Origin of the sequence: Chryseobacterium sp. WX (assembly GCF_029542485.1) — a bacterium.
In the GTDB taxonomy this organism is placed as follows: Bacteria; Bacteroidota; Bacteroidia; order Flavobacteriales; family Weeksellaceae; genus Chryseobacterium; species Chryseobacterium cucumeris.
The window spans coordinates 294048-315466 of record NZ_CP120710.1 but is presented as its reverse complement, the minus strand read 5'-3'; the positions used below and the strand labels follow the sequence as shown (position 1 = coordinate 315466).

20 protein-coding genes are annotated in these 21419 nt (G+C 37.1%); 13 read left to right on the top strand and 7 right to left on the bottom strand.

The window, feature by feature from the left end:
- Positions 1-22: 22 nt before the first annotated feature.
- Positions 23-1360: a M20/M25/M40 family metallo-hydrolase gene (locus PZ898_RS01430; protein WP_277694600.1), complete on the bottom strand. Its 1338-nt coding sequence runs from the start codon at positions 1358-1360 to the stop codon at positions 23-25.
- Between the two features lie 297 nt (positions 1361-1657).
- On the opposite strand from PZ898_RS01430, the gene PZ898_RS01425 reads away from it, so the two are divergent.
- The 5 genes from PZ898_RS01425 (at position 1658) to PZ898_RS01405 (ending at position 7287) form a co-directional block, all read left to right on the top strand.
- Positions 1658-2851: a pyridoxal phosphate-dependent aminotransferase gene (locus tag PZ898_RS01425; RefSeq protein WP_277694599.1), complete on the top strand. Its 1194-nt coding sequence runs from the start codon at positions 1658-1660 to the stop codon at positions 2849-2851.
- A gap of 33 nt (positions 2852-2884) precedes the next feature.
- Positions 2885-5824, top strand: a complete 2940-nt coding sequence (locus PZ898_RS01420) for a M16 family metallopeptidase (RefSeq protein WP_216444816.1) — start codon at positions 2885-2887, stop codon at positions 5822-5824.
- A gap of 148 nt (positions 5825-5972) precedes the next feature.
- Positions 5973-6605 (top strand): peroxiredoxin, encoded by a 633-nt coding sequence (locus PZ898_RS01415; protein WP_002980000.1) that lies wholly within the window; start codon positions 5973-5975, stop codon positions 6603-6605.
- 125 nt (positions 6606-6730) lie between these two features.
- Positions 6731-7039, top strand: a complete 309-nt coding sequence (locus PZ898_RS01410) for a thioredoxin family protein (RefSeq protein ID WP_062670320.1) — start codon at positions 6731-6733, stop codon at positions 7037-7039.
- Positions 7039-7287: a hypothetical protein gene (locus PZ898_RS01405; protein ID WP_002980002.1), complete on the top strand. Its 249-nt coding sequence runs from the start codon at positions 7039-7041 to the stop codon at positions 7285-7287. The genes PZ898_RS01410 and PZ898_RS01405 overlap by 1 nt, the downstream gene beginning before the upstream one ends.
- A gap of 539 nt (positions 7288-7826) precedes the next feature.
- On the opposite strand, the gene PZ898_RS01400 is transcribed toward PZ898_RS01405, so the two are convergent.
- From PZ898_RS01400 to PZ898_RS01390, 3 genes are read right to left on the bottom strand one after another with little or no spacing between them, the layout of a single operon-like run.
- Positions 7827-8516 (bottom strand): Bax inhibitor-1 family protein, encoded by a 690-nt coding sequence (locus PZ898_RS01400; RefSeq protein ID WP_277694598.1) that lies wholly within the window; start codon positions 8514-8516, stop codon positions 7827-7829.
- 38 nt (positions 8517-8554) lie between these two features.
- Positions 8555-8989 carry a peptidylprolyl isomerase gene (locus PZ898_RS01395; protein WP_228432307.1) on the bottom strand — a complete coding sequence of 145 codons (435 nt, stop codon included), beginning with the start codon at positions 8987-8989 and terminating at the stop codon, positions 8555-8557.
- A gap of 47 nt (positions 8990-9036) precedes the next feature.
- Entirely contained in the window at positions 9037-10071 is a 1035-nt protein-coding gene (locus tag PZ898_RS01390; RefSeq protein ID WP_062670326.1) for an acyl-CoA reductase, read from the bottom strand.
- Between the two features lie 59 nt (positions 10072-10130).
- Between PZ898_RS01390 and PZ898_RS01385 the strand changes: the two genes are divergently transcribed.
- From PZ898_RS01385 to PZ898_RS01350, 8 genes are all read left to right on the top strand, one after another.
- The gene (locus PZ898_RS01385) at positions 10131-10481 is read left to right on the top strand and encodes a 4Fe-4S dicluster domain-containing protein (protein WP_034698512.1); all 351 of its coding nucleotides are present in this window, start codon (positions 10131-10133) and stop codon (positions 10479-10481) included.
- A gap of 108 nt (positions 10482-10589) precedes the next feature.
- A complete protein-coding gene (gene serC / locus PZ898_RS01380; protein WP_062670328.1) occupies positions 10590-11654 on the top strand; it encodes a 3-phosphoserine/phosphohydroxythreonine transaminase in 1065 nt (354 codons plus the stop codon).
- Between the two features lie 108 nt (positions 11655-11762).
- Positions 11763-12728, top strand: a complete 966-nt coding sequence (locus PZ898_RS01375; protein WP_120230843.1) for a D-2-hydroxyacid dehydrogenase — start codon at positions 11763-11765, stop codon at positions 12726-12728.
- 2 nt (positions 12729-12730) lie between these two features.
- Positions 12731-13975 (top strand): DUF1015 domain-containing protein, encoded by a 1245-nt coding sequence (locus PZ898_RS01370; RefSeq protein ID WP_123278449.1) that lies wholly within the window; start codon positions 12731-12733, stop codon positions 13973-13975.
- A 54-nt stretch (positions 13976-14029) separates the two neighbouring features.
- The gene (locus PZ898_RS01365; protein WP_277694597.1) at positions 14030-15433 is read left to right on the top strand and encodes a M28 family peptidase; all 1404 of its coding nucleotides are present in this window, start codon (positions 14030-14032) and stop codon (positions 15431-15433) included.
- A gap of 2 nt (positions 15434-15435) precedes the next feature.
- Positions 15436-16794 carry a M20/M25/M40 family metallo-hydrolase gene (locus PZ898_RS01360; RefSeq protein WP_277694596.1) on the top strand — a complete coding sequence of 453 codons (1359 nt, stop codon included), beginning with the start codon at positions 15436-15438 and terminating at the stop codon, positions 16792-16794.
- A gap of 3 nt (positions 16795-16797) precedes the next feature.
- Complete coding sequence (locus PZ898_RS01355) at positions 16798-18156, top strand: M20/M25/M40 family metallo-hydrolase (protein WP_277694595.1); 1359 nt, start codon at positions 16798-16800, stop codon at positions 18154-18156.
- Between the two features lie 696 nt (positions 18157-18852).
- A complete protein-coding gene (locus tag PZ898_RS01350) occupies positions 18853-19083 on the top strand; it encodes a hypothetical protein (RefSeq protein WP_277694594.1) in 231 nt (76 codons plus the stop codon).
- 168 nt (positions 19084-19251) lie between these two features.
- Here PZ898_RS01350 and PZ898_RS01345 read toward each other — a convergent pair whose 3' ends face one another.
- From PZ898_RS01345 to PZ898_RS01335, 3 genes are all read right to left on the bottom strand, one after another.
- On the bottom strand, positions 19252-19473 hold the full coding sequence (locus tag PZ898_RS01345) for a hypothetical protein (protein ID WP_123278453.1): 222 nt from the start codon (positions 19471-19473) through the stop codon (positions 19252-19254).
- 146 nt (positions 19474-19619) lie between these two features.
- Positions 19620-20195, bottom strand: a complete 576-nt coding sequence (locus PZ898_RS01340; RefSeq protein ID WP_110011646.1) for a hypothetical protein — start codon at positions 20193-20195, stop codon at positions 19620-19622.
- A 168-nt stretch (positions 20196-20363) separates the two neighbouring features.
- Positions 20364-21401, bottom strand: coding sequence for a peptidylprolyl isomerase (locus PZ898_RS01335; protein ID WP_228436759.1), 1038 nt, complete (start codon positions 21399-21401; stop codon positions 20364-20366).
- Between the last annotated feature and the right edge of the window lie 18 nt (positions 21402-21419).

Sequence of the window (21419 nt, the reverse complement as noted above, 5' to 3'; positions counted from 1 at the left end):
CTCAGCTTTTCAGCAAAATTCATCACTTTGCAATTCCTGGTATAACAGGAACACTCAGGTTTCCTGACGGGCTTACGCTCTGTACAGCAAAAATATAATTGTCTTTCGAAAGTGGAATCTTCATAGAAAGTTCAGTGGTGAATATTTTTTTCTGCCATACCGGACTGTGTGTTTCTCTTGCCAGCACATAATATCCTGTGGGGATTCCAAATTTTGGTTTTTCCCAATGTAAAGTTGTTGAATTTGTCAGCTCTTTCACATCCATTTCCACTTTCTCCGGTTTCGAGGTAGACTTTGCAAGGCTTGCCAATACGGCAACATTGGCTGCGACATTCTTTTTCAGATATTTGAAATCTATAAACTCTGGAAGATCACCATACTGCTTATTGTTTTCAATTCTTATGTCCTGATGCTGATGATCGTAGTTTTCGTAATATTCCGTCAGTCTTACAGAGGGGAATCCGTTATTCACAAAGCTGGTATGATCTCCTCCACGTAAAAATCTGTCATTCCTATAGATCAGTTTAATTTCCAATCCTTTCACATATTGTTCTGTAATTTCTTTGATATAACGAGCCAACTGTCTGGATTCACTATCATTTTCAAAACCCATATTTCTGATTGCCATTGCTTTTTTATCCAGATCTTTGTAAGGCAGACCTTCGCTGAATACACGAAGGATACGGGTATTGATCTCTCCTGTTTCTCCTGCTTTGGGATTACCGATCATATCATTATTCAAAACAGCTTCCAGTTGCCCATTTTCTCTTTTAATTTTCTCAGCTAATTGCTTTGAACCTAACAAAGATTGTTCTTCTCCTGAAAAAGCCACAAAAATGATAGATGCCGGAAATGAAGATTTGCTCAGTATTCTTGCAGATTCTATCACAGCACTTACTCCACTGCCGTCATCATTGGCACCAGGCGCTTTGGAAGTTCTGTTCATCACATCAGTAACTCTTGAATCAAGATGCCCTCCGATCAGGAAAATTCTCTTATCATTCGGATCTGTTCCTTTCAGAAAGGCAACAGCATTTCCAAGGTTTACTATTTTATCAACTCGCTTTCCATCCGGCTGAATATCTTCCTGCTGTAGATACACCTCCATTCTTCCATCTGAATTTTTAGCATAATCATTGAATTTCCTGATCACCCAGTTCCTTGCCGCACCTATTCCCTTCTTTGGATCATCGATCGAACTCAAGGTATGCCGGGTTTCGAAGCTTACCAACTTTCCGATATATGATTTTAATGAATCTTCATTCACCTGCGAGACATATTTTTTCACTTCATCATCTTTTGAATATCTCTGCGAGAAAACACTACAGGAAATCAGTAATAAAAAAACGGAATATTTCATAGGACAGATCTTAGGTTGTTAAAGATACAAAACCCTACGCTGCAAAATCATTCCTTATGAGAATTTATTTTAATCTCTTTCAATAGGACTAGTTCCCACTTTGAATATCTTCTTCCTGGAATTAAGTTTTTTTACTAAAATTAAGATTAAAATCAGTCTCACACATCAAAAGAAAAGATTTTTATAACCTAACAGAAGATTTGACTAAAACCTGACAAAAATCTTTAAAGTACCCTTACTTTTATTACCGCCACAACACGTTTTTATTATATATTTGTTAAAATTCAAAAAAATACAATGGATAAACTTTCAGATAGAGTAAAAAGATTAGGATACTCCCAGACATTTGTCATGTCAAACAAAGCCAGAGAAATGAAAGCCAGCGGAATAGATGTGATCAGTTTAACTCTTGGTGAGCCGGATTTCGATGTTCCGGACAATATCAAACAGGCAGCATTCGATGCCATCAATCAAAATTACAGCCACTATTCTCCTGTTCCGGGATTTCTGGAACTGCGTGAGGCTATTGCATATAAATTAAAAAGAGATAATAATCTGGAATACAAACCTACCCAGATTTGTGTTTCCAATGGAGCTAAGCAGGCTATTATCAATGTTTTGGCTGCTATCATCAATGATGGTGATGATGTTCTGCTTCCTGCACCTTACTGGGTAAGCTATGATGAAATGGTAAAAATGATGGGCGGAAATTCCGTAATGCTTCCTACATCTTATGTTACCGACTTCAAAGTGACTGCAGAACAACTTGAAGAAGCTATCACAGAGAAAACCAAAGCTGTACTTTTCAGTTCGCCATGTAATCCGTCAGGTGGATATTATACTTATGACGAATTAAAATCGATTGCCAAAGTAATTGCCAAATATCCTCAGATAACGATAATTTCTGACGAGATTTACGAATATATCAATTATGAAACGAATACCACTTCAATTGCTCAGTTTCCGGAAGTATATGAACAGACAGCTGTAATCAATGGGATGTCAAAAGCATTTGCTATGACCGGATGGAGAATCGGGTATTCTGCATGTCCGGAATGGCTGGCAAAAGCTTGTGAAAAAGTACAGGGACAGATGACCAGCGGTGCTAATACGGTAGCACAAAGAGCTTCTATTGTTGCGCTGAAAGCAGATCCTTCCGAATACAGATACATGATTGACGCTTTCAAAAAAAGAAGAGATCTTGTCTATGAACTGATCAAAGAAATCCCAGGATTCAAAGTGGTTCTTCCAAAGGCTGCCTTCTATTTCTTCCCGGATATTTCGTACTATATTGGAAAAACCCTTGATGGAACAGAAATTAAAAACTCGGACGACTTTGCCATGTTCCTTCTGGAAAATGCACATGTTGGATGTGTAGGCGGATTCTCTTTTGGAAGTCCTGAATGTATCAGATTCTCTTATGCTGCTTCTGAGGAGGAATTAAGAGAGGCTATGAAACGTATTAAAAACTTATTGGAAAAATTCAATTAACAAATTAATAACCCAAAATAAAACACGACAGCAATGAATCTGTTAAAAAAACTAACCATCGCTACAAGTATTGCCGCTGCAAGTTTCGCAGGATATGCTTTTGGCCAGGATTTCCAATGGAAAGAAGCGACTTCCAATGGCTACAAGTACAAATACGTGACCAACGACCCTACTTCTGCAAGGTATTACACTTTGAAAAACGGATTAACGGTTATTTTGAGTCCCACCAATAAGGATCCGAGAATACAAACGTATATTGCAACAAAAGCCGGAAGCAAAACCGATCCTGCAGACCACACAGGTCTTGCTCATTATCTTGAGCATATGCTTTTCAAAGGGACAAATCAGTTTGGATCTAAAGACTGGGCAAAAGAAAAACCTCTTTTAGATCAGATTGACGCTCTTTACGAAAAGTACAACCAGACCAAGGATGAAGCCAAAAGAAAAGAAATCTACAAAGAAATTGACAGGGTTTCCGGAGAGGCTGCAAAATTTGCAATCGCAAATGAATACGATAAAATGATGGCTGGTATGGGAGCTGACGGCACCAATGCCTTCACTTCTTTTGAACAAACGGTGTACACGGAAGATGTACCTGCGAATGTTCTTGACAAATTCCTTGCTGTACAGGCAGAAAGATTCAGAGAACCGGTTCTAAGACTTTTCCATACTGAGCTTGAAGCAGTATATGAAGAAAAAAACAGATCTCTTGATGATGACGGAGATAAAGTTTTTGATACAATGTTTGCCAACCTTTTCCCTAACAACAATTACGGAAAGCAAACCACCATCGGAACCATTGAACACCTGAAAAACCCTTCTCTGCATGCGATCAGAGAATATTATAACAATTATTATGTGCCTAATAACATGGGAATCATCATGTCCGGAGATTTTAATCCGGATGAGGTGATTGCAAAAATTGACAAGGCTTTCTCTTATATGAAGCCTAAAGCAATCCCTGAATATAAAGTTGGACAGGAAAAACCGATCACTGCTCCGATTGTAAAAGAAGTGGTAGGACCGAATCCTGAAAACGTAATGCTTGGTTTCAGATTTCCTGGAGCTTCTACCAAAGATGCCAGAATGCTGAATCTTGTTGGAAACATGCTTACTAATGGACAAGCAGGATTGATCGATCTTGATCTGGTAAAAAAACAGAAACTACTGGGAGCTTATGCCGGAGCCTATGCTTTGAAAGATTATTCCGTTTTACTTTTACAGGGAAAACCTACTGAAGGACAGTCTCTGGATGAAGTAAAGAATCTTCTTCTTCAGGAAATTGATAAACTGAGAAAGGGCGAGTTTTCTGACGACCTTATCCAGTCTATCGTCAACAACGAGAAGAAAGGTATTATTCAGAAGGATGAAAAATATTCTTCAAGAGCCAGCATCCTGATGGATGAATTCACTTCTGAGGTTGATCACAAAGCATCGCTTGAGTATGTTGATGAGATTTCAAAACTGACGAAAAAAGATATCATGGATTTTGTGTCCAAATATCTTCAGAACAATAACTACGTTGCTGTTTACAAAAGAAAAGGTGAAGACAAGAGTATTGTAAAAGTTGACAAACCAACCATTACACCGGTTTCCGTTAACAGAGAAGACCAGTCTCCTTTCCTTAAGAAGATTGATGAAATGCCTGAAAACCCTATCGCTCCGGTATGGTTGAATTATGACAAAGACATCGCTAAAAACAAATTAGCTGATGTAGAGGTACTTTCTGTAAAAAATACTGATAATGCTTTATTCAGAATGTATTATCACTTTGATTCAGGAAAATGGAACAACAAAATCCTTCCATTGGCCGCGGAATATCTTCAGTATTTAGGAACGAAAGACAAGTCTTCTGAAGTCATCAGTAAAGAATTCTACAAACTTGCCTCAAGCTTCAATGTGAGTGCAGGAAACGAGGAAACTTACGTATCACTGGAAGGTTTAAATGAAAACTTTGATAAAACCATTTCTTTATTTGAAGATTTAATCAAAAACTGTCAGGCAGACCAGGCTGCTCTTGATGCTTACAAAGTTAGGTTGAAGAAAGCCAGAGCGAACGCAAAACAGAATAAAGGAGTAATTATGGCCGGATTAAGAAGCTATGCACAATACGGACCTCAAAACCCTTTCAACAATGTATTAAGCGATGCTGAACTTGATGCATTAAAAGCAGAAGACTTAATTAATGTTCTTCATGAACTGTTCAATTTCAAGCACAAAGTACTGTATTACGGTCCAAAATCAGGAAATGATGTGGTAGCAGCTTTGAAACCTGTCCACAAACTTCCTGCCACCCTGAAAGATCTTCCTAAGTCTAAAACTTTTGCGCAGATCCCGACAGACAAGAACAAAGTATTGTTTGCTCATTATGATATGGTACAAGCAGAAGTATTCTGGGTAAGAAATTCTGACCCATACAATGCATCCACTACTCCAACGGTAAGCTTATTCAACAACTATTTCGGAGGCGGAATGGGATCTATTGTATTCCAGACGATCAGAGAATCAAAAGCTCTTGCTTATTCTACCTATTCTTATTTTGCACTTCCAAGTAAGAAGACAGACAAAGATATGGTGATGGCGTATGTAGGAACGCAGGCAGACAAATTCAATGAGTCTACAACGGCTATGAATGAGCTTCTGACTACCCTTCCAAAGTCTGAGCAGTTATTCGAAACAGCGAAAAGTGGATTGAAAAAATCAATCGCTTCTGAAAGAATTACTCAGGATGGAATCATCTTCTCTTATCTGAAATCTCAAAAGCTTGGAAACAACTTTGATATGAGAAAAAATGTTTACGAACAGGCACCCAAACTGTCTTTCACAGACATCAACTCATTCCATGATAAGGAAATGAAAAATAAGAACTACACCTACTGCCTTGTCGCTTCCCAAGACAAAGTGAATGAGGCCGATATGCAGAAATTAGGCGAAGTAAAAAAACTTAATTTAACTGAAATATTTGGTTATTAAAATAAACAAAAAGCCCTGATATCAGGGCTTTTTTATTTAACAACACGCCAAAAACAATTATAGATTTTATTTATCAACTTTAGTTTGTTCGATAGATGAATCTTTCATATATTTGCATTAGAAATTTAAATATAAAAACAGAAAAATTATGTCTTTAGTAGGAAAAAAATTCCCAAACTTAACAATTGACGCAATGTCTGAAATGGGTGACGATTTAAGAATCAACATCCTTGATGAAGCAGTAAACAACCAGCAAAAAGTTCTTTTATTCTGGTATCCTAAAGATTTCACTTTCGTATGCCCTACTGAACTTCACGCTTTCCAGGAGGCGTTAGGTGAATTCGAAAAAAGAAACACTAAAGTAATCGGTGCATCTTGTGATACTAACGAAGTACACTTCGCTTGGTTGAACACACCAAAAGATAACGGAGGAATTGAAGGAGTAACTTACCCACTTTTAGCTGATACTCACAGACAATTGGCTAACACTTTGGGAATTGTTGATCAGGACTTCGAATATGATGAAGATGGAAATGAAGTTTTCACAGGTTCTAACGTAACTTACAGAGCAACTTACCTTATCGACGAAACCGGAAAAATTTTCCACGAAGCGGTAAACGATATGCCTTTGGGAAGAAACGTAAAAGAATTCTTAAGATTAATCGACGCTTACACTCACGTACAGAAACATGGCGAAGTATGCCCTGCAAACTGGGAAGAAGGAAAAGAAGCTATGAAAGCTGACAGAACTTCTACAGCAGAATACTTAGCAAAAAATTAATATCTTAATTTAAATATAACAATGTAACAATCTAACAGTATAACAATTTGAAAAGTCATTTCTTGAATTGTTAGATTGGTCAATTTTTTAGATTGTTACATTGTTTATTTTTTAAAAATAAACTTATGTACACAGAATTAACCGAAGATACATTACAGAATATAGTTAACGAAAACGAAAAAGTAGTGGTTCAATATGGCGCAACATGGTGCGGAAACTGCAGAATCATGAAGCCGAAATTCAAAAAATTAGCATCTGAAAATGACTCTATTCCATTTTTATATGTAGATGCTGAAAAGCTTCCTGAAAGCAGAAAATTAGCAAAAGTAGACAACTTACCTACTTTCGCCATCTTTAAAAACGGAGAACTGGTGAACCAGGTTCAGTCTAACCAGGCAGAAAGTTTAATTAATCTTTTTAACGAATTAGCATAATGAAATTACCCGTAATCAGACAGTTTTATCAAAATCAGACTCCTGAAAACCTTGAAAAAACATTAGAAGTACTGGAAAGTTTCTGCGAGTTCAGAGGAACAAGTGAAGAAGATCTGAATGTTGCAGGAGAATTGATTACCAACATCTGCGGAGCGCTGGAAGTTCACGCTAATGTACAAAACGGAATGAGCGAGAAAGATGCTTTAAACTCGTTTGCTCAGAAGGTTTTAGGATCAATTGACAAATAACTTCTTTCGATTATTTTTAATCTAAAGACTGTAAAAACACAAACTATACAATACCTGAGGTTCTCCTCATTACTATACTTTTTTCTATTCTTTAGAATTTTTTTTCAACTGTAAAATGTACTTCAGAGGACTTTAACCGGTCACATGAGGCTGATAGTTGCATCAATATTGTAAAGAATAACCAATTAAAATCCCGGTGATATTTTTCATCAGGATTTTTTGGGTTTTGGTTTAAAACACGAATAACACGAGCGGTTTCACAAATAACACAAATAAATATACGCAAGCATCCGTGTTAATCTGTGGAATCTGTGGGCAAAATATATTTAAATATTATTATAAGTTTCGGCTGAAGCCGTTGGAAAAGATTTATTTAAAGTAAAACGGGCTAAAGCCCATTTCTATTGATATTATTAAATTGTGTTTATTCGTGAAAACATTTGTAAACTTTGTGTTTAAATTTTGTGTTTAAATAAAAAAAAGAAATCCCGATGAAAAATCACCGGGACTATATTTTTAAAGCTAGGACAACTTATCAATTAGTTTCTTCTGCTCATCAGAATGCTTAGGATATACCAGAATAAAAGCATAATCGAAGCAAAAAGCTGCAATGCTGCACCTACATACTGATTCGTTCCATAGGAATCTTTTAATTTGCTTGTCTGATATAGAATGGTAGCTGACGCTAAAATCACCATTCCAACAGAAAACCACAACCCAAGGTTAAATCCGAAGATCATCCCTCCTACAATTAATCCAATGGAAATAAATCCACCGATTATAATGATATTTCTTAAGAAAGAAAAATCTCTTTTAGAAGTGAATGCTACTGCAGAAATACCTGCAAACATAGCAACAGTTAACGTCGCAGCCTGGAAGATCACATTCGCTCCACCTTCAATATTAGTAGCAATAAATAGCAGAGGCATAAAGATAATGGCTTCCAGCAGAATGTAAAATCCTAACCCTAAATATTGGGTAGATTTACTCTGTGAAAGAGACCATTTAGAAGCCAGAACAGACGCTAACCAGAAAACTCCGATAACCAGCAGCCAGATGTATCTCTGACCAAACATCATAAATATAATTTCCTTCGGAACCGTTTTTAGTAATATCGTTTCAACTCCAATAAATGCAAGAATAGATAAAGCAACATGCAAATAGGTCTTCTTGTAAAAATTCGCCTTCTCCACATCCGAAGAATGAGCGACTAAAACATCTGTCATCATAGTTAATATTTTTTTGTTAATCGAAAATAAATTAAGTCTTATTTTGAAGGCAATACCCCAAGAATTTTTCCGTCATCCTCAAATACAGCGGTAATAACTTCCCTGGAAGATTCTCCTGCATATTTGTATTTAATACTCGGGTGATTGATTCCGTCCATTGTTTTATAATATCCGGCCTTTAAGACTTCAAGTTTTTTGTTGGGATCAATACCGTCTTTGACTTTCTTAAGCACATCATCCGTCACAATTTCCTTTACCTTCTCAGAAATCAATCCATCAATAGCCGTACGGTCTGAAGCCTGTAAAGCAACAATGAACTTCTGGAAGTTATCATTATACAAACTGACCTTTTCCTTACTTATAGTGGCCTGCACTTCCTTTTCAGGACTGTTTCCAACCTTTGCACCTGTTACTTTCTGTGCAAAAACCAGCTGTCCGCCCACAAGAGCAAGTCCCAACAATAATTTTTTCATAGTATTCATTTTTGTTCTGGTGAAATAAGTGATGGAAGATACGAAAATCAGACCAGTTCTAAAAATTTCATTGTATCTACATTATCTGCATAGGTATCAAGGCCTGGATTTTGAGCTTCACCAAACGGAATAGCATTCAGTTCCAGCTCTCCTTTCGCCACTACACACTGAATATTTTCTTCATTTTCTGCAATAAAGCTTTTCACATCATCCAAGGATTCATATCTGCTGAAGTTGATTACAGAAAGCGGACTGAAAAGCTTATCATCCTCTTTCAGCATTACAAAATTATTATCCCAGAATTTATCCTGATTTAAAAGATAAACCGCTCTGTTATAATCATAATTGTTGGCATATTTGTTATGATTGATAATATCCTGGAATCCTAAGAAGTTCTCAAACAGCCTGTCAATCACAAAATCCTGCGGAATAAAAATTCTCGTTACATTTCTGCATCCCAATCCAAAATACTGGAAAATATCTTTCGCCAGAAGCTGCAGTTCTTCATCCGTTTCATCTCCCTTCAACACCGCCACAGAAGTTCTGTTCTTACGGATAATATTTAAGTGATTTTTAAAATAATATTCCAGATATCTTGCTGTATTATTACTTCCGGTAGCAATAACGGCATCAAAATTCTCTAATTTTTCGACAAATTCAAAAACTACATTTTCATTGGAAAATTCATTCCACTTCTTTAATAAAAACGGAATCATGTACTTATCCTTTGAAGACAGCTTAATGACAGGGATGTGATTGCTTAAAACAACAGACATTACATCATGAAACCCTACCAAAGGGATATTTCCGGCTAAAATGAGTCCAACTCTTTTAGAAATTTTAGAGATTGAATAATTTCCAAGCCAGTTTTTGATATTTTCTTCAGTCAGAAGATCTGTCCATTGCTGTAAAGCAAATTTCTGATTATCAATGGTAAACCACGGATTCTCTATTTCAGATCTTTTTAACAATAATTCGATATCAGCATCATCTTCATTGTGATCTTCCTGTTTCTTAGCTAAAAACGCTTTTATATAACTACTTAATTTAATAAGTCCTAAAACTTGATTTTCGGTATTCATAATTACTTTAAAATTGGGTAAAATTTTGTAATTTTGTGCAAATTTAAAAAAAATTAGCGATGGCTATTAAAATAACTGATGAATGCATTAACTGCGGGGCTTGCGAACCGGAATGTCCAAATAATGCAATATATGAAGGAGCTGTAGATTGGAAAGCTTCTGACGGTACGGCTCTTCAAGGTACGATTACGATGCCGTCGGGACTTACGGTAGATGCCAATTCACCGCAGGAACCTGTAAGTGATGATGTATACTTTATTGTAACAGACAAATGTACAGAGTGTAAAGGATTCCATGAAGAACCTCAGTGTGCAGCGGTATGCCCTGTAGACTGCTGTGTGCCTGATGAAGATCATGTAGAGTCTGAAGAAGCTCTTCTTAATAAAAAAGCATTCTTACACGGCGAATAAAAAATTCCGTCTCATCATCTGTGAGGCGGTTTTTTTAACCCAAAATCCAATTAAATCAAAATAAAGCAGAAGGATATCCAAGTCCCGAAGCACCCAAAAAATAAAAATATGAACAAAAAACACAATTTCAGCGCAGGACCATGTATTTTACCACAAGAGGTATTTGAAAAATCAGCACAGGCTATCCTTGACTTTAACGGTATTGGATTGTCTCTCCTTGAAATTTCTCACAGAAGCAAGGATTTCGTTGCGGTAATGGATGAAGCGCGTGCCATTGTAAAAAGATTGATGAATCTTGGTGATGATTATGAAGTACTTTATTTAGGAGGTGGTGCCAGCCTGCAGTTTGCAATGGTTCCTTACAACCTGATGAAAGTAGGAGGAAAAGCAGCTTACCTGGATACAGGAACATGGGCAGCCGGAGCCATTAAGGAAGCAAAAAAAGTAGGAACAGTGGATGTAGTAGGTTCTTCAAAAGAAGAAAACTATTCTTTTATTCCTAAAGATTATACGGTAGGTGCAGAATACGATTATTTCCACTGTACTTCCAACAATACCATTTATGGAACTCAAATGAAATCTTTCCCTCAAGTGGATACACTGATGGTATGTGATATGAGTTCTGATATTTTCTCAAGACAACTGGATTTCTCTAAATTTGACCTTATCTATGCCGGAGCTCAGAAAAATATGGGACCTGCCGGAGTTACTCTGGTGGTTATCAAAAAAGAAATTCTTGGTAAAACAGGAAGAGAAAACATGTTCTCTATCCTGGATTATTCTCAGCACATTGCTAAAGAATCTATGTACAATACTCCACCGGTATTCCCTGTATACGCTTCTTTACTTACCCTTCAGTACCTTGAAAGAAACGGAGGAATTGCTGCTGCAGAACAAAGAAACGAAGCTAAAGCCAAACTTTTATATGATGAAATCGACAACAATCCGTTATTCGAAACTTTCTGCGTAAAAGAAGACCGTTCACTCATGAATGTTTCCTTCAAAATTACAGACGAAAGCAAGAAAGAAGAATTTGACAATGCATGGAAAGCAGCAGGGATCAGCGGGTTAAACGGACACAGAAGCCTGGGCGGATACAGAGCTAGTTTATACAATGCCTTACCTATCGAAAGTGTACAGGTTTTGGTGGATGTAATGAAGTCAATAAAATAGCTTATATTAGGCGACCGAAAAATAAAAGGATATCAGACAAAGGATGTCAGATAACAGACCTCAAAATCTAACTTCTGACATCTTCAATCTAACATCATACAATAACTCATGAAAGTTTTAGCAAACGACGGAATTTCAAAAGCAGGAGAAAATACTCTAAAAGAAGCCGGAATTGAAATTCTGGACAATAGAGTGGCTCAGGATCACGTTATTAATTTTATCAACGATAATAATGTGGATGTTCTTCTGGTAAGAAGTGCAACGAAAGTAAGACAAGATCTGATTGATGCATGTCCGGGCCTTAAGATTATCGGAAGAGGCGGTATCGGAATGGACAATATTGATGTAGAATATGCCAAAAGTAAAGGCATCAAAGTAATCAATACACCTACAGCATCTTCAAAATCAGTGGCAGAACTGGTTTTTGGCCACTTTATTTCACTGGCGAGATTCCTTCACGAGTCCAACAGACTGATGCCATTGGAAGGAGAAACTCATTTCAACGCCATGAAAAAGTCATTCAGTAATGCGTATGAACTTTCAGGAAAAACATTAGGAGTAATCGGCTTTGGAAGCATTGGCCAGGAAGTTATAAAAATAGGAATTGCTTTAGGAATGAAAGTAACCGTTCTGACAAGAAGCCCGAAAACAGAAGTTCTTACACTGAACTTCTTCAACGGACAGTCTGTGAACTTTGAAATCACTTCCACCAATGATATGGATGCATTCCTTAAAGATGCAGATTTCATCAGTATCAATACGCCGAAAACGAATGAGTATATTATAGACACCCCTCAGTTTGAAAAAATGAAAGATGGAGTCTATATTGTAAATACTGCAAGAGGAGGTGTCATCAACGAAGTGACCCTTATCGATTTTATCGAGTCAGGAAAAGTAGCCGGAGCGGCACTGGATGTTTTTGAAAACGAACCCAACCCGGAACTGCCTTTACTGATGAACCCCGCATTATCACTTTCCCCTCACGTAGGCGGCAGTACGGTGGATGCGCAAGAGAAAATCGGTATCGAACTTGCAGAACAAATTATTAAGCTACAAAAAGAAACTATAAGATAAATATGCCTGTTTTTAAACCTTTCCGTGGAATAAGACCTCATAGAGACTTTGAGAGTACTTTCCCTACCCATCCACTGGATAATTTCACCCAGGAAGAGATTGCGGAGAAAGCTCAAGTTGAAAATACTTACATCAATATGATTAAACCCTATGTTGTAAGTAAATCTAAAGATATTGACCGGAACCTGCGAAAGATCCGTTCCACCTTTGAAGAACTTCTGGAAGAAAAGAAATTGGTCCAGGACAATTCATCCTACTATCTTTATGAGCAGATCTATCCCAACAAACAGATGTTCAGAGGACTTCTGGGATTGGCAAGTATCGAAGATTTCTGGAATGGAAAAATCAAAAGACATGAAAGTACCATCCCGCAGAAAAAAGAAAAACTGGCTCACTACCTTGAAAAAGTAAATCTGCAGGCTGAACCTGTGCTTCTTACCTACCCTGCCAATTCAAAAATTGAATTGCTGATGAATCATGAGGAAAAGAATGTTCCCATCTTCAATCATGTAGATTCAATGGGTATCAGACATAAAATCTGGAGAATAGATAACCGTCTGAAGCTACAGCAATTTAAAGAAGTGATTGATCAGATTGATTCGTTTTATATTGCCGACGGACACCACAGAATTGGTTCCACAGCAATCAATGCAAAATACCATAAGGAGAAAAACAAGAAACATAATGGTACAGAGCATTACAACTTTGTATACAGTTTCATTGTTTCCAACCAGTCAATAAAGATTCATGATTACAATAGAATCTTACATGACCTGAATGGTATTTCTCCGGCAGATTTCCTCAAAGAACTTGAGAAATATTTCCTGATTCACGAAAAAGGAGAAGCATCATACTACCCTTCTCAAAAATTCCATATTTCAATGTATATGGATGGGAAGTTCTATTCTCTTCACGTGAAGCATGATCTTCGTTCCAAAGAAATGTCTCTGGATAATCTGGATCACCATCTTTTAGATAAGTATATTTTCAAAAACATTCTGAAAATTGAAGATCCGGACAGTTCTGAGCTTATTTCTTATGTGAAAGGAACATCCAATATCAATGGAATCAATCTTTTAAAAGAAAAGGTAGACAATGGTGAAGGTAAAGTTGGTTTTGGAATTTATCCTGTAAGTTTTAATGACATGATTAAAATTTCAGACTTAAAATTAAGTATGCCTCCGAAATGTACATTTATTGAGCCAAAATTAATTACTGCTTTATTAATGTACGACATGAAACCTTAATAAATTACTATTTTTTCCCTACTTTTATCAACGGAAAAGATAAGTAAATAAAAAATGAAAAAAATATTCATTATACTTCCACTCTTTTTGAGTGGATTTTTATTTTCTCAGAAAAAACCACTTAAAAACCCGACAAAAAAAGGTACTGTTGCCAAATTCAACTATCATGATGAGTTCAGAAAAATTTCAGATGAAATTATGACCAACGGTACCGCTTATGATAATCTCGGAGAACTTACCAAAAGAATCGGTCCCCGCTTCAGCGCCACTCCCGGGTATGCAAAAGCTGTAGAATGGGCAGAAAAAAAATTCAAGGAAATCGGGATTAATATGATCTGGAGACAGGAAGCTAAAGCACCAGTCTGGATCAGAGGAAAAGAATCTTTACAAATCAAAGCCGGAAATGGAGACTGGAAAAACATCAGAATGCTTTCTTTCGGAAATTCTGAAGGAACAGGCGGAAAAGATCTGGTAGGCGAAATCGTTTTAATCAATTCCACATCAGAGCTGAATACCATGTCAATAGGCCAGTTAAAAGATAAAATAGTTTTTGTGAATGTTCCCATGGACCCGAAAATTATTAATACAAGTGATTCCTATTTACAGGCTGCAAAATCAAAATTAATTTCTGCATCGGTAATTGCTAAAACAGGTGCAAAAGCATTAATTATAAGGTCACTGACCACCGCCAATGATGATACTCCTCATGCCAAAATGATCTATTACGAACCAGATGATAAAGTTAAAATTCCAGCTTTATCAATTGGTGTAAGATCTGCAGACGAATTGGAGAAAACCTTAAAGAAACAAAAAGTCACAGCTAAAATCAATATGACCGCCGAATCAAAAGGTGACACTACAAATCCCAATATCATTGCTGAAATTGGAGGTAAAAAAGATTCTAAAGTAATTGTTTTAGGTGCTCAGCTGGATTCGTGGGATATTGGTGAAGGTGCAGTAGATGATGGAACTGGCGTTGTGCAGTGCATCGAAGTGTTAAGAACACTCAAAGCACTTGGATATGAAAATAACCACACCATCCGCGTAGTTTTATATGCCAACAGTGAAAACGGAGGGCAAGGTCGTGAGATGTATGCAGCATATGTAAAAAAGAAAGACGAAAAACACGTATTTGCCTTAGGAACTGATGCCGGAGGATATTCTCCACGAGGATTCTCTTTAGACATGTCACCTCAAAGACGAAGACTGGTGTATCCCTGGAAAGAATATTTTCTGCCTTATGGCGTCTATGATTTTGACCAGACAGAAGCCATTCAGGATATTTCGCCTTTAAAAAAACTCGATATTCCTTTAGCAGAGCTTGTGGTAGACACCCAGAGATATTTTGATTATCACCACTCCGAACAGGATACTTTTGACAAAGTAAATAAAAGAGAGCTTCTTCTTGGAGCTGTCGCCATAACACAGATGATTTTTATGGTTGATAAAAACTGGTAACAATGAAAAAGATAGCAGGAACTTTATTACTTCTTTTTGGAATGTCCGCATTTGGTCAGTCTAAAGAAGATTCTGTCCAGTTCAGAAAAATCTCCACAGAAATTCTGAACAACGGAAAAGGATACAATGAACTGAGAGAACTTACCAAAACTATAGGTAACCGTTTAAGTGGTTCAGAAGCCTATGAGAAATCCGTACAGTGGGCAGCCCAGAAACTTCGTGATGCCGGAGCTGACAAAGTATGGCTTCAGGAAGTGATGATTCCGGTTTGGGTAAGAGGAAAAGAATCATTACAGATTAAAACTTCTAATGGAAAATGGAAAAGTGTAAAAATGCTTTCCCTTGGAAATTCTGAAGGAACCGGAGGAAAAGATCTTTCCGGAGAAATCATCATGGTAAAATCACTGGAAGAATATGACAGACTTCCTGCTGAAAAAGTGAAAGATAAAATTGTGTTTTTCAACTATCCTTTTAGTCAGGAAAATGTACAGACATTCATTTCTTATCGTGATGCAAACCCCTACAGAAGAACTGCCGCTTCATTAACGGCTAAAAAAGGAGGGAAATTTGCCATCGTAAGGTCTCTTTCCTCTGCTTTCGATGATGTTCCGCACACAGGTAACATGCGCTATGACGAAAGTATTTCCAAAATACCAGCTATAACAATCGGAAATACATCAGCTGATGAACTTGAAGCATTATTAAAGAATCATCAGGTTACTGCTAAACTCAATTCCAGCTGTGGCATGAAAGGAGAAAAGCTTTCCCACTCTGTTATTGGTGAAATTACAGGTAAAAAAGACCAAAATATTATTGTTGTCGGCGGACATCTTGATTCCTGGGATGTAGGCGAAGGAGCCCATGATGACGGAGCCGGAATTGTGCAGAGCATTGAGGTATTAAGAACCTTTAAAAAATTAGGGATTCAGAATAATCATACGATCCGCGCAGTTTGTTTTGCCAACGAAGAAAATGGAACAAAAGGCGGAAAACAATATGGTAAAGCCGCCAAAGAGAAGAACGAGAAACATATTTTCGCTATTGAATCCGATGCCGGAGGTTTTTCGCCACGCGGAATTTCCCTCGAAATGGATGAACCCCAAAGAAACCAGATCAAAAGCTGGGTGAATCTGTTTTTACCTTATGGCGTTTACAACTTTGAAGGAAAATATTCAGGGTCAGATATTGCCCCGCTTCACGAAATGGGAGTTCCCACAGCTGAACTGGTACCGGATCCGCAACGCTATTTTGATATTCACCATACCGAAGAAGACACTTTTGAAAAAGTCAGCCGGAGAGAATTATTATTAGGTTCTACGGTAATGACACAACTTATTTATATGATTGACAAAAATTGGTAAACAATGAAAAAGATATTAGGAACTTCATTATTACTTTTTGGAATGGCTGCATTTGGCCAGTCTAAAGAAGATTCTGTACAGTTCAGAAAAATCTCTACAGAAATCCTGAACAACGGAAAAGGATATACAGAGCTTAGAGAGCTTACAAAAAATATAGGCCACCGCTTAAGCGGATCCGAAGCCTATGGAAAGTCTGTAAAATGGGCAGAACAGAAACTTCGTGATGCCGGAGCTGATAAAGTATGGCTTCAGGAAGTGATGATCCCGGTTTGGGTAAGAGGAAAAGAATCTCTGAACATCCAGACTTCCAACGGAAAATGGAAAAGCCTTAAAATGCTTTCCCTTGGAAATTCCGAAGGAACCGGAGGCAAAGATGTTTCGGGAGAAATCATCATGGTAAAATCTATGGAAGAATATGACAGACTTCCTGCTGAAAAAGTGAAAGATAAAATCGTGTTCTTCAACTACCCTTTCAGCCAGTCATTTGTAGAGACTTTCAAAGCCTATGGTGATGCTGCCAAATACAGAACTACCGCCGCTTCTTTAACCGCTAAAAAAGGAGGCAAATTTGCCATCGTAAGATCTCTGTCCTCTGCTTTTGATGATATACCTCACACCGGAGCAATGCGTTATGAAGACAAAGTTTCCAAAATCCCTGCGGTAGCCATTGGAAGCACGACTGCAGATGAACTGGAAGCTTTACTGAAAAAACAGAAAGTTAATGCAAAACTAAACTCCAACTGCGGAATGAAAGGAGAAAAGCTCTCCCACTCTGTTATTGGAGAAATCACAGGTAAAAAAGACCAGAGTGTTATTGTTGTCGGCGGACACCTTGATTCCTGGGATGTAGGTGAAGGAGCCCACGATGACGGAGCCGGAATTGTACAAAGCATTGAGGTTTTAAGAACCTTTAAAAAGTTGGGTATTCAGAATAACCACACCATCAGGGTTGTCTGTTTCGCCAATGAAGAAAACGGAGTAAAAGGCGGAATCCAGTACGGCAAAACGGTAAAAGAGAAAAACGAAAAACATCTTTTTGCCATTGAAACAGATGCCGGAGGTTTTGCACCGAGGGGTATTGCCCTGGATATGGATGATGCGAAAAGAAATCAGATTAAAAGCTGGTCGAATTTATTCCTTCCTTACGGAGTTTATAATTTTGAAGAGCGGTTTTCAGGAACAGATCTTTATCCGCTTCACGACATGGGAATTCCAGCTGCTGAGCTGATGCCTGATTCTCAGCGATATTTCGATATTCACCACACGGAAGAAGATACTTTTGAAAAGGTAAACCGAAGAGAGCTTTTATTAGGAGCCACCGCTTTGACTCAGATTATTTATATGATTGATAAAAACTGGTAAAATATGAAACCGTCTTTCTAAAGGCGGTTTTTTTATTTTAATAGTAATGCATAATAAATTTCACAGTATTCCATTAGTGAAATTTGTGAAAAAAACATTTGGATTATTCGTTGTTTATTTTAAATACATAAAAATACTTCTCGCCCGTAATATTTTCTTCGTTCATTAGCATTAGCTTTAAAAAACAGAAAATTTTTCTATGTTTAAGGAAATAACAGAAGAAAAAAAGCTTCACCACTGCTCTCATCAATCCCGTGAAACAAAGTGTTGATCGCAAAAACAGAACTTTGGCATGATATTAGCATGTAAAATATTGAGAAAAAATTAAAAAAACACTAAGGATGAGAAAAAAGGTTTTATGTGGATTTTCAGTTTTTCCACTGATTCAAGTTCATATCTAGTATATGAATCCTTTTTTTTCTACGATGCCGTAAAAGATACGGGCTCGTGATTAATTAACCCCCGTTAGTTTTTCACAGCAGTTTTGCACCCGTATCTGACTGGTATCACAATAACCAGGAATCATTGATTGATTCAAAAAAAACAAAAATATCCCGGACTTTCAGCCCGGTATTGCGATATAAATAAATGGCAAAGTCATCGTGAACCTTAGCCCAGTAAAGGAATATATTCTTTTTACCGTGATGAGTGCGCCTTTATGCTATAAATTAATGTATAACCCTTAAAATGTTAGTAATGATGAGAGCCTTTTTTGAAATGATTTTTAAGAGAAATGAAGATGCTGCAAAATTGCATATATGGAGCCTAATGCTGGTGTTAAGTTTTGCTGCATTTTCTGTGTTGGTATACGCCTTAGAACCAAGCTTTAACAGCTTAATTATATACCTGACGGCATTTGCCGCTTATATCGGGTTTGGCCTTGTATTCATCAGTTCCTTAGCCGGAACGGGTATGAAGAAAAGATAACAGAACATATAACTTTCAATTTATTTTTACTGAAAAAACCGCCCTGTTTTGGGGTGGTTTTTTGTTACCGTGTCCTACACCATATTATATCTTTCAGTATTTCCAAAAAAAGCCACTCCATCCGGAGCAGCTCTGGCGATAACAAAGTTATCTTAACATCGTAAAAACTTATTCTTTAAACAGATCCTCCATCATTTCTTCAAGGATCTTCTTTGTTTCTTCTTCAATCATTTTCCCTGACTTTTCAACGAGTTCTTCTCTGAATGGTTCACAGCAGGCTTTTATTCCAAAACCTTCATCTGTTTTTACAAATTCCGGATGCCTATTGTGTTCTTTGCATACTTCAGATTCTATTTCCTTCTTTATCTGGTCGTAATTCAGGTCAAACATATTTTTTTATTTTGTTCTTTTAAGTGCATGATAAAGATAGAGGTAATAAAGCCTTGCCGAAATCCGTATTTCTACGGTATTTACAAAAACAAAAAACCGTCTTTTTCGGGACGGTACGATTCAATGTAAAAATTAATGTTTATTCTTTAGAACTTATCCAGAATTTTCTTGGGTAAGATCTTCACCAGTTCTTTCTTATATTCCTTTTCAAGAATAACAAATTTCCATGCCTTTTTATCTTTTGAAATCGCACAGGCTTTCATAGCAGCGTTGATGAGATATGAACCTTCGCTGGCGACATATTTCACATTATTTGCTCCGTATTTGGCTGTCAAAGCACCGTTCATTCTCTTTTTCATATCATCATTTAACGAACTGACATTGCATTTCAGTTTCAAAAAATAAGGGGTAATAGAAAAATATTCCCCGGTTATGAGTTCAGGCTTTTCAATATTTCCAAACTTCAGATCTTCTACTTCAATTTTCATAAATGGATTATTGTAAGTCATATTCAAAATCTGGGTCATTTGCTCTTTTGACACTATGGTGAAGAATTTTGGATATATGCCGCTTACCGCCTGATCTATCTGTTTGGATTGAATGCTGTTGACAAAATAAGTAAGTGATTTTTTTATCGCTGGATCGTCAGGATTAGTCTTAGTCTGTGAAAAAGTCTTCATTGACAGCAGAACGAACAGAAACAAAAGTGATTGGGTTTTCATGGCTGAATGGTTATTATAAAGTTTAAAATTACTTTTACTGGAAAACGGTTAATCTTTCCATATCGTAAAATGTGTCGTAACCTGTATGCCAATCGTTACAGAATGTATTTGAGGCCAATAAAAAAGCCATCCTTTCGGACAGCTTTTGATACTATTTTGAAGATTCAATTATTTTACTTTTACAAGCTCAACATCGAAAACCAACCATGAGTTTGGCGGGATCACTCCTCCTGCTCCTCTTTCTCCGTAAGCCATTGCAGGCGGGATCAGTAATGTAGCAGTTTCACCTTCTTTCAATAACAGGATACCTTCATCCCATCCTTTGATTACTCTTCCCATTCCGATTGGAATTTCGATAGGTTCGTTTCTCTTGAATGAAGAATCAAACTCAGTTCCGTCTACCAGTTTACCTGCATAGTGTACAGATACATTGTCACCAGCTTTTGGAGCTTTACCGTCAGCTGTTTTTGTAATTTTATAGTAAAGGCCTGATTCAGTTTTTTGCATACCAGCTTTCAGGTTTTCAACCAATTTCTCCTGGTTAGCTTTGAATTCTTCTTCTCTTTTTTTCTTTTCAGCTTCTTCTTTAGCGATGAAAGCTTTATTGTTTTCTGCGATTTTAGCCTTTCCTTCATTGAAAGTTTTAGCTGCATCATAGTGCTTGTACTCATCACCTTTGCTGAAAACAGAAACTTTTTCTAAAACGATATCTGTTTTAGGTTTGTCCTGAGCTCCTTTTTCAACGTTCGCAATCGCATCAATTACCTCATTTCCTTTTACCACTTTTCCGAAGATCGTATGTCTTCCATCTAACCAAGGTGTAGCTACTTCAGTAATAAAGAATTGAGAACCGTTGGTATTTGGTCCTGAATTCGCCATAGAAAGAATACCTTTCCCTGTGTGTTTAAGGTCGTTTCTTTCGTCTTCGAATTTATACCCAGGATCTCCCATTCCTGTTCCCTGAGGATCACCTCCCTGGATCATGAAATCTTTGATTACTCTGTGGAAAATAGTTCCGTCATAGTAAGGAACTCCTTTAGCCTTAGCTTTGTTGTCGATTTTCCCTTCTGCAAGACCGATAAAGTTGGCTACAGTTACTGGTGCTTTCTTGTCCTCAAACTTCACAATCATGTTACCTTTTGTGGTTTGAAGATTGGCATAAAGTCCGTCATTAAGACCTTCGTAAGTTTCTTTGTCTACGTTCATTTTTTTATAAATTGGGGT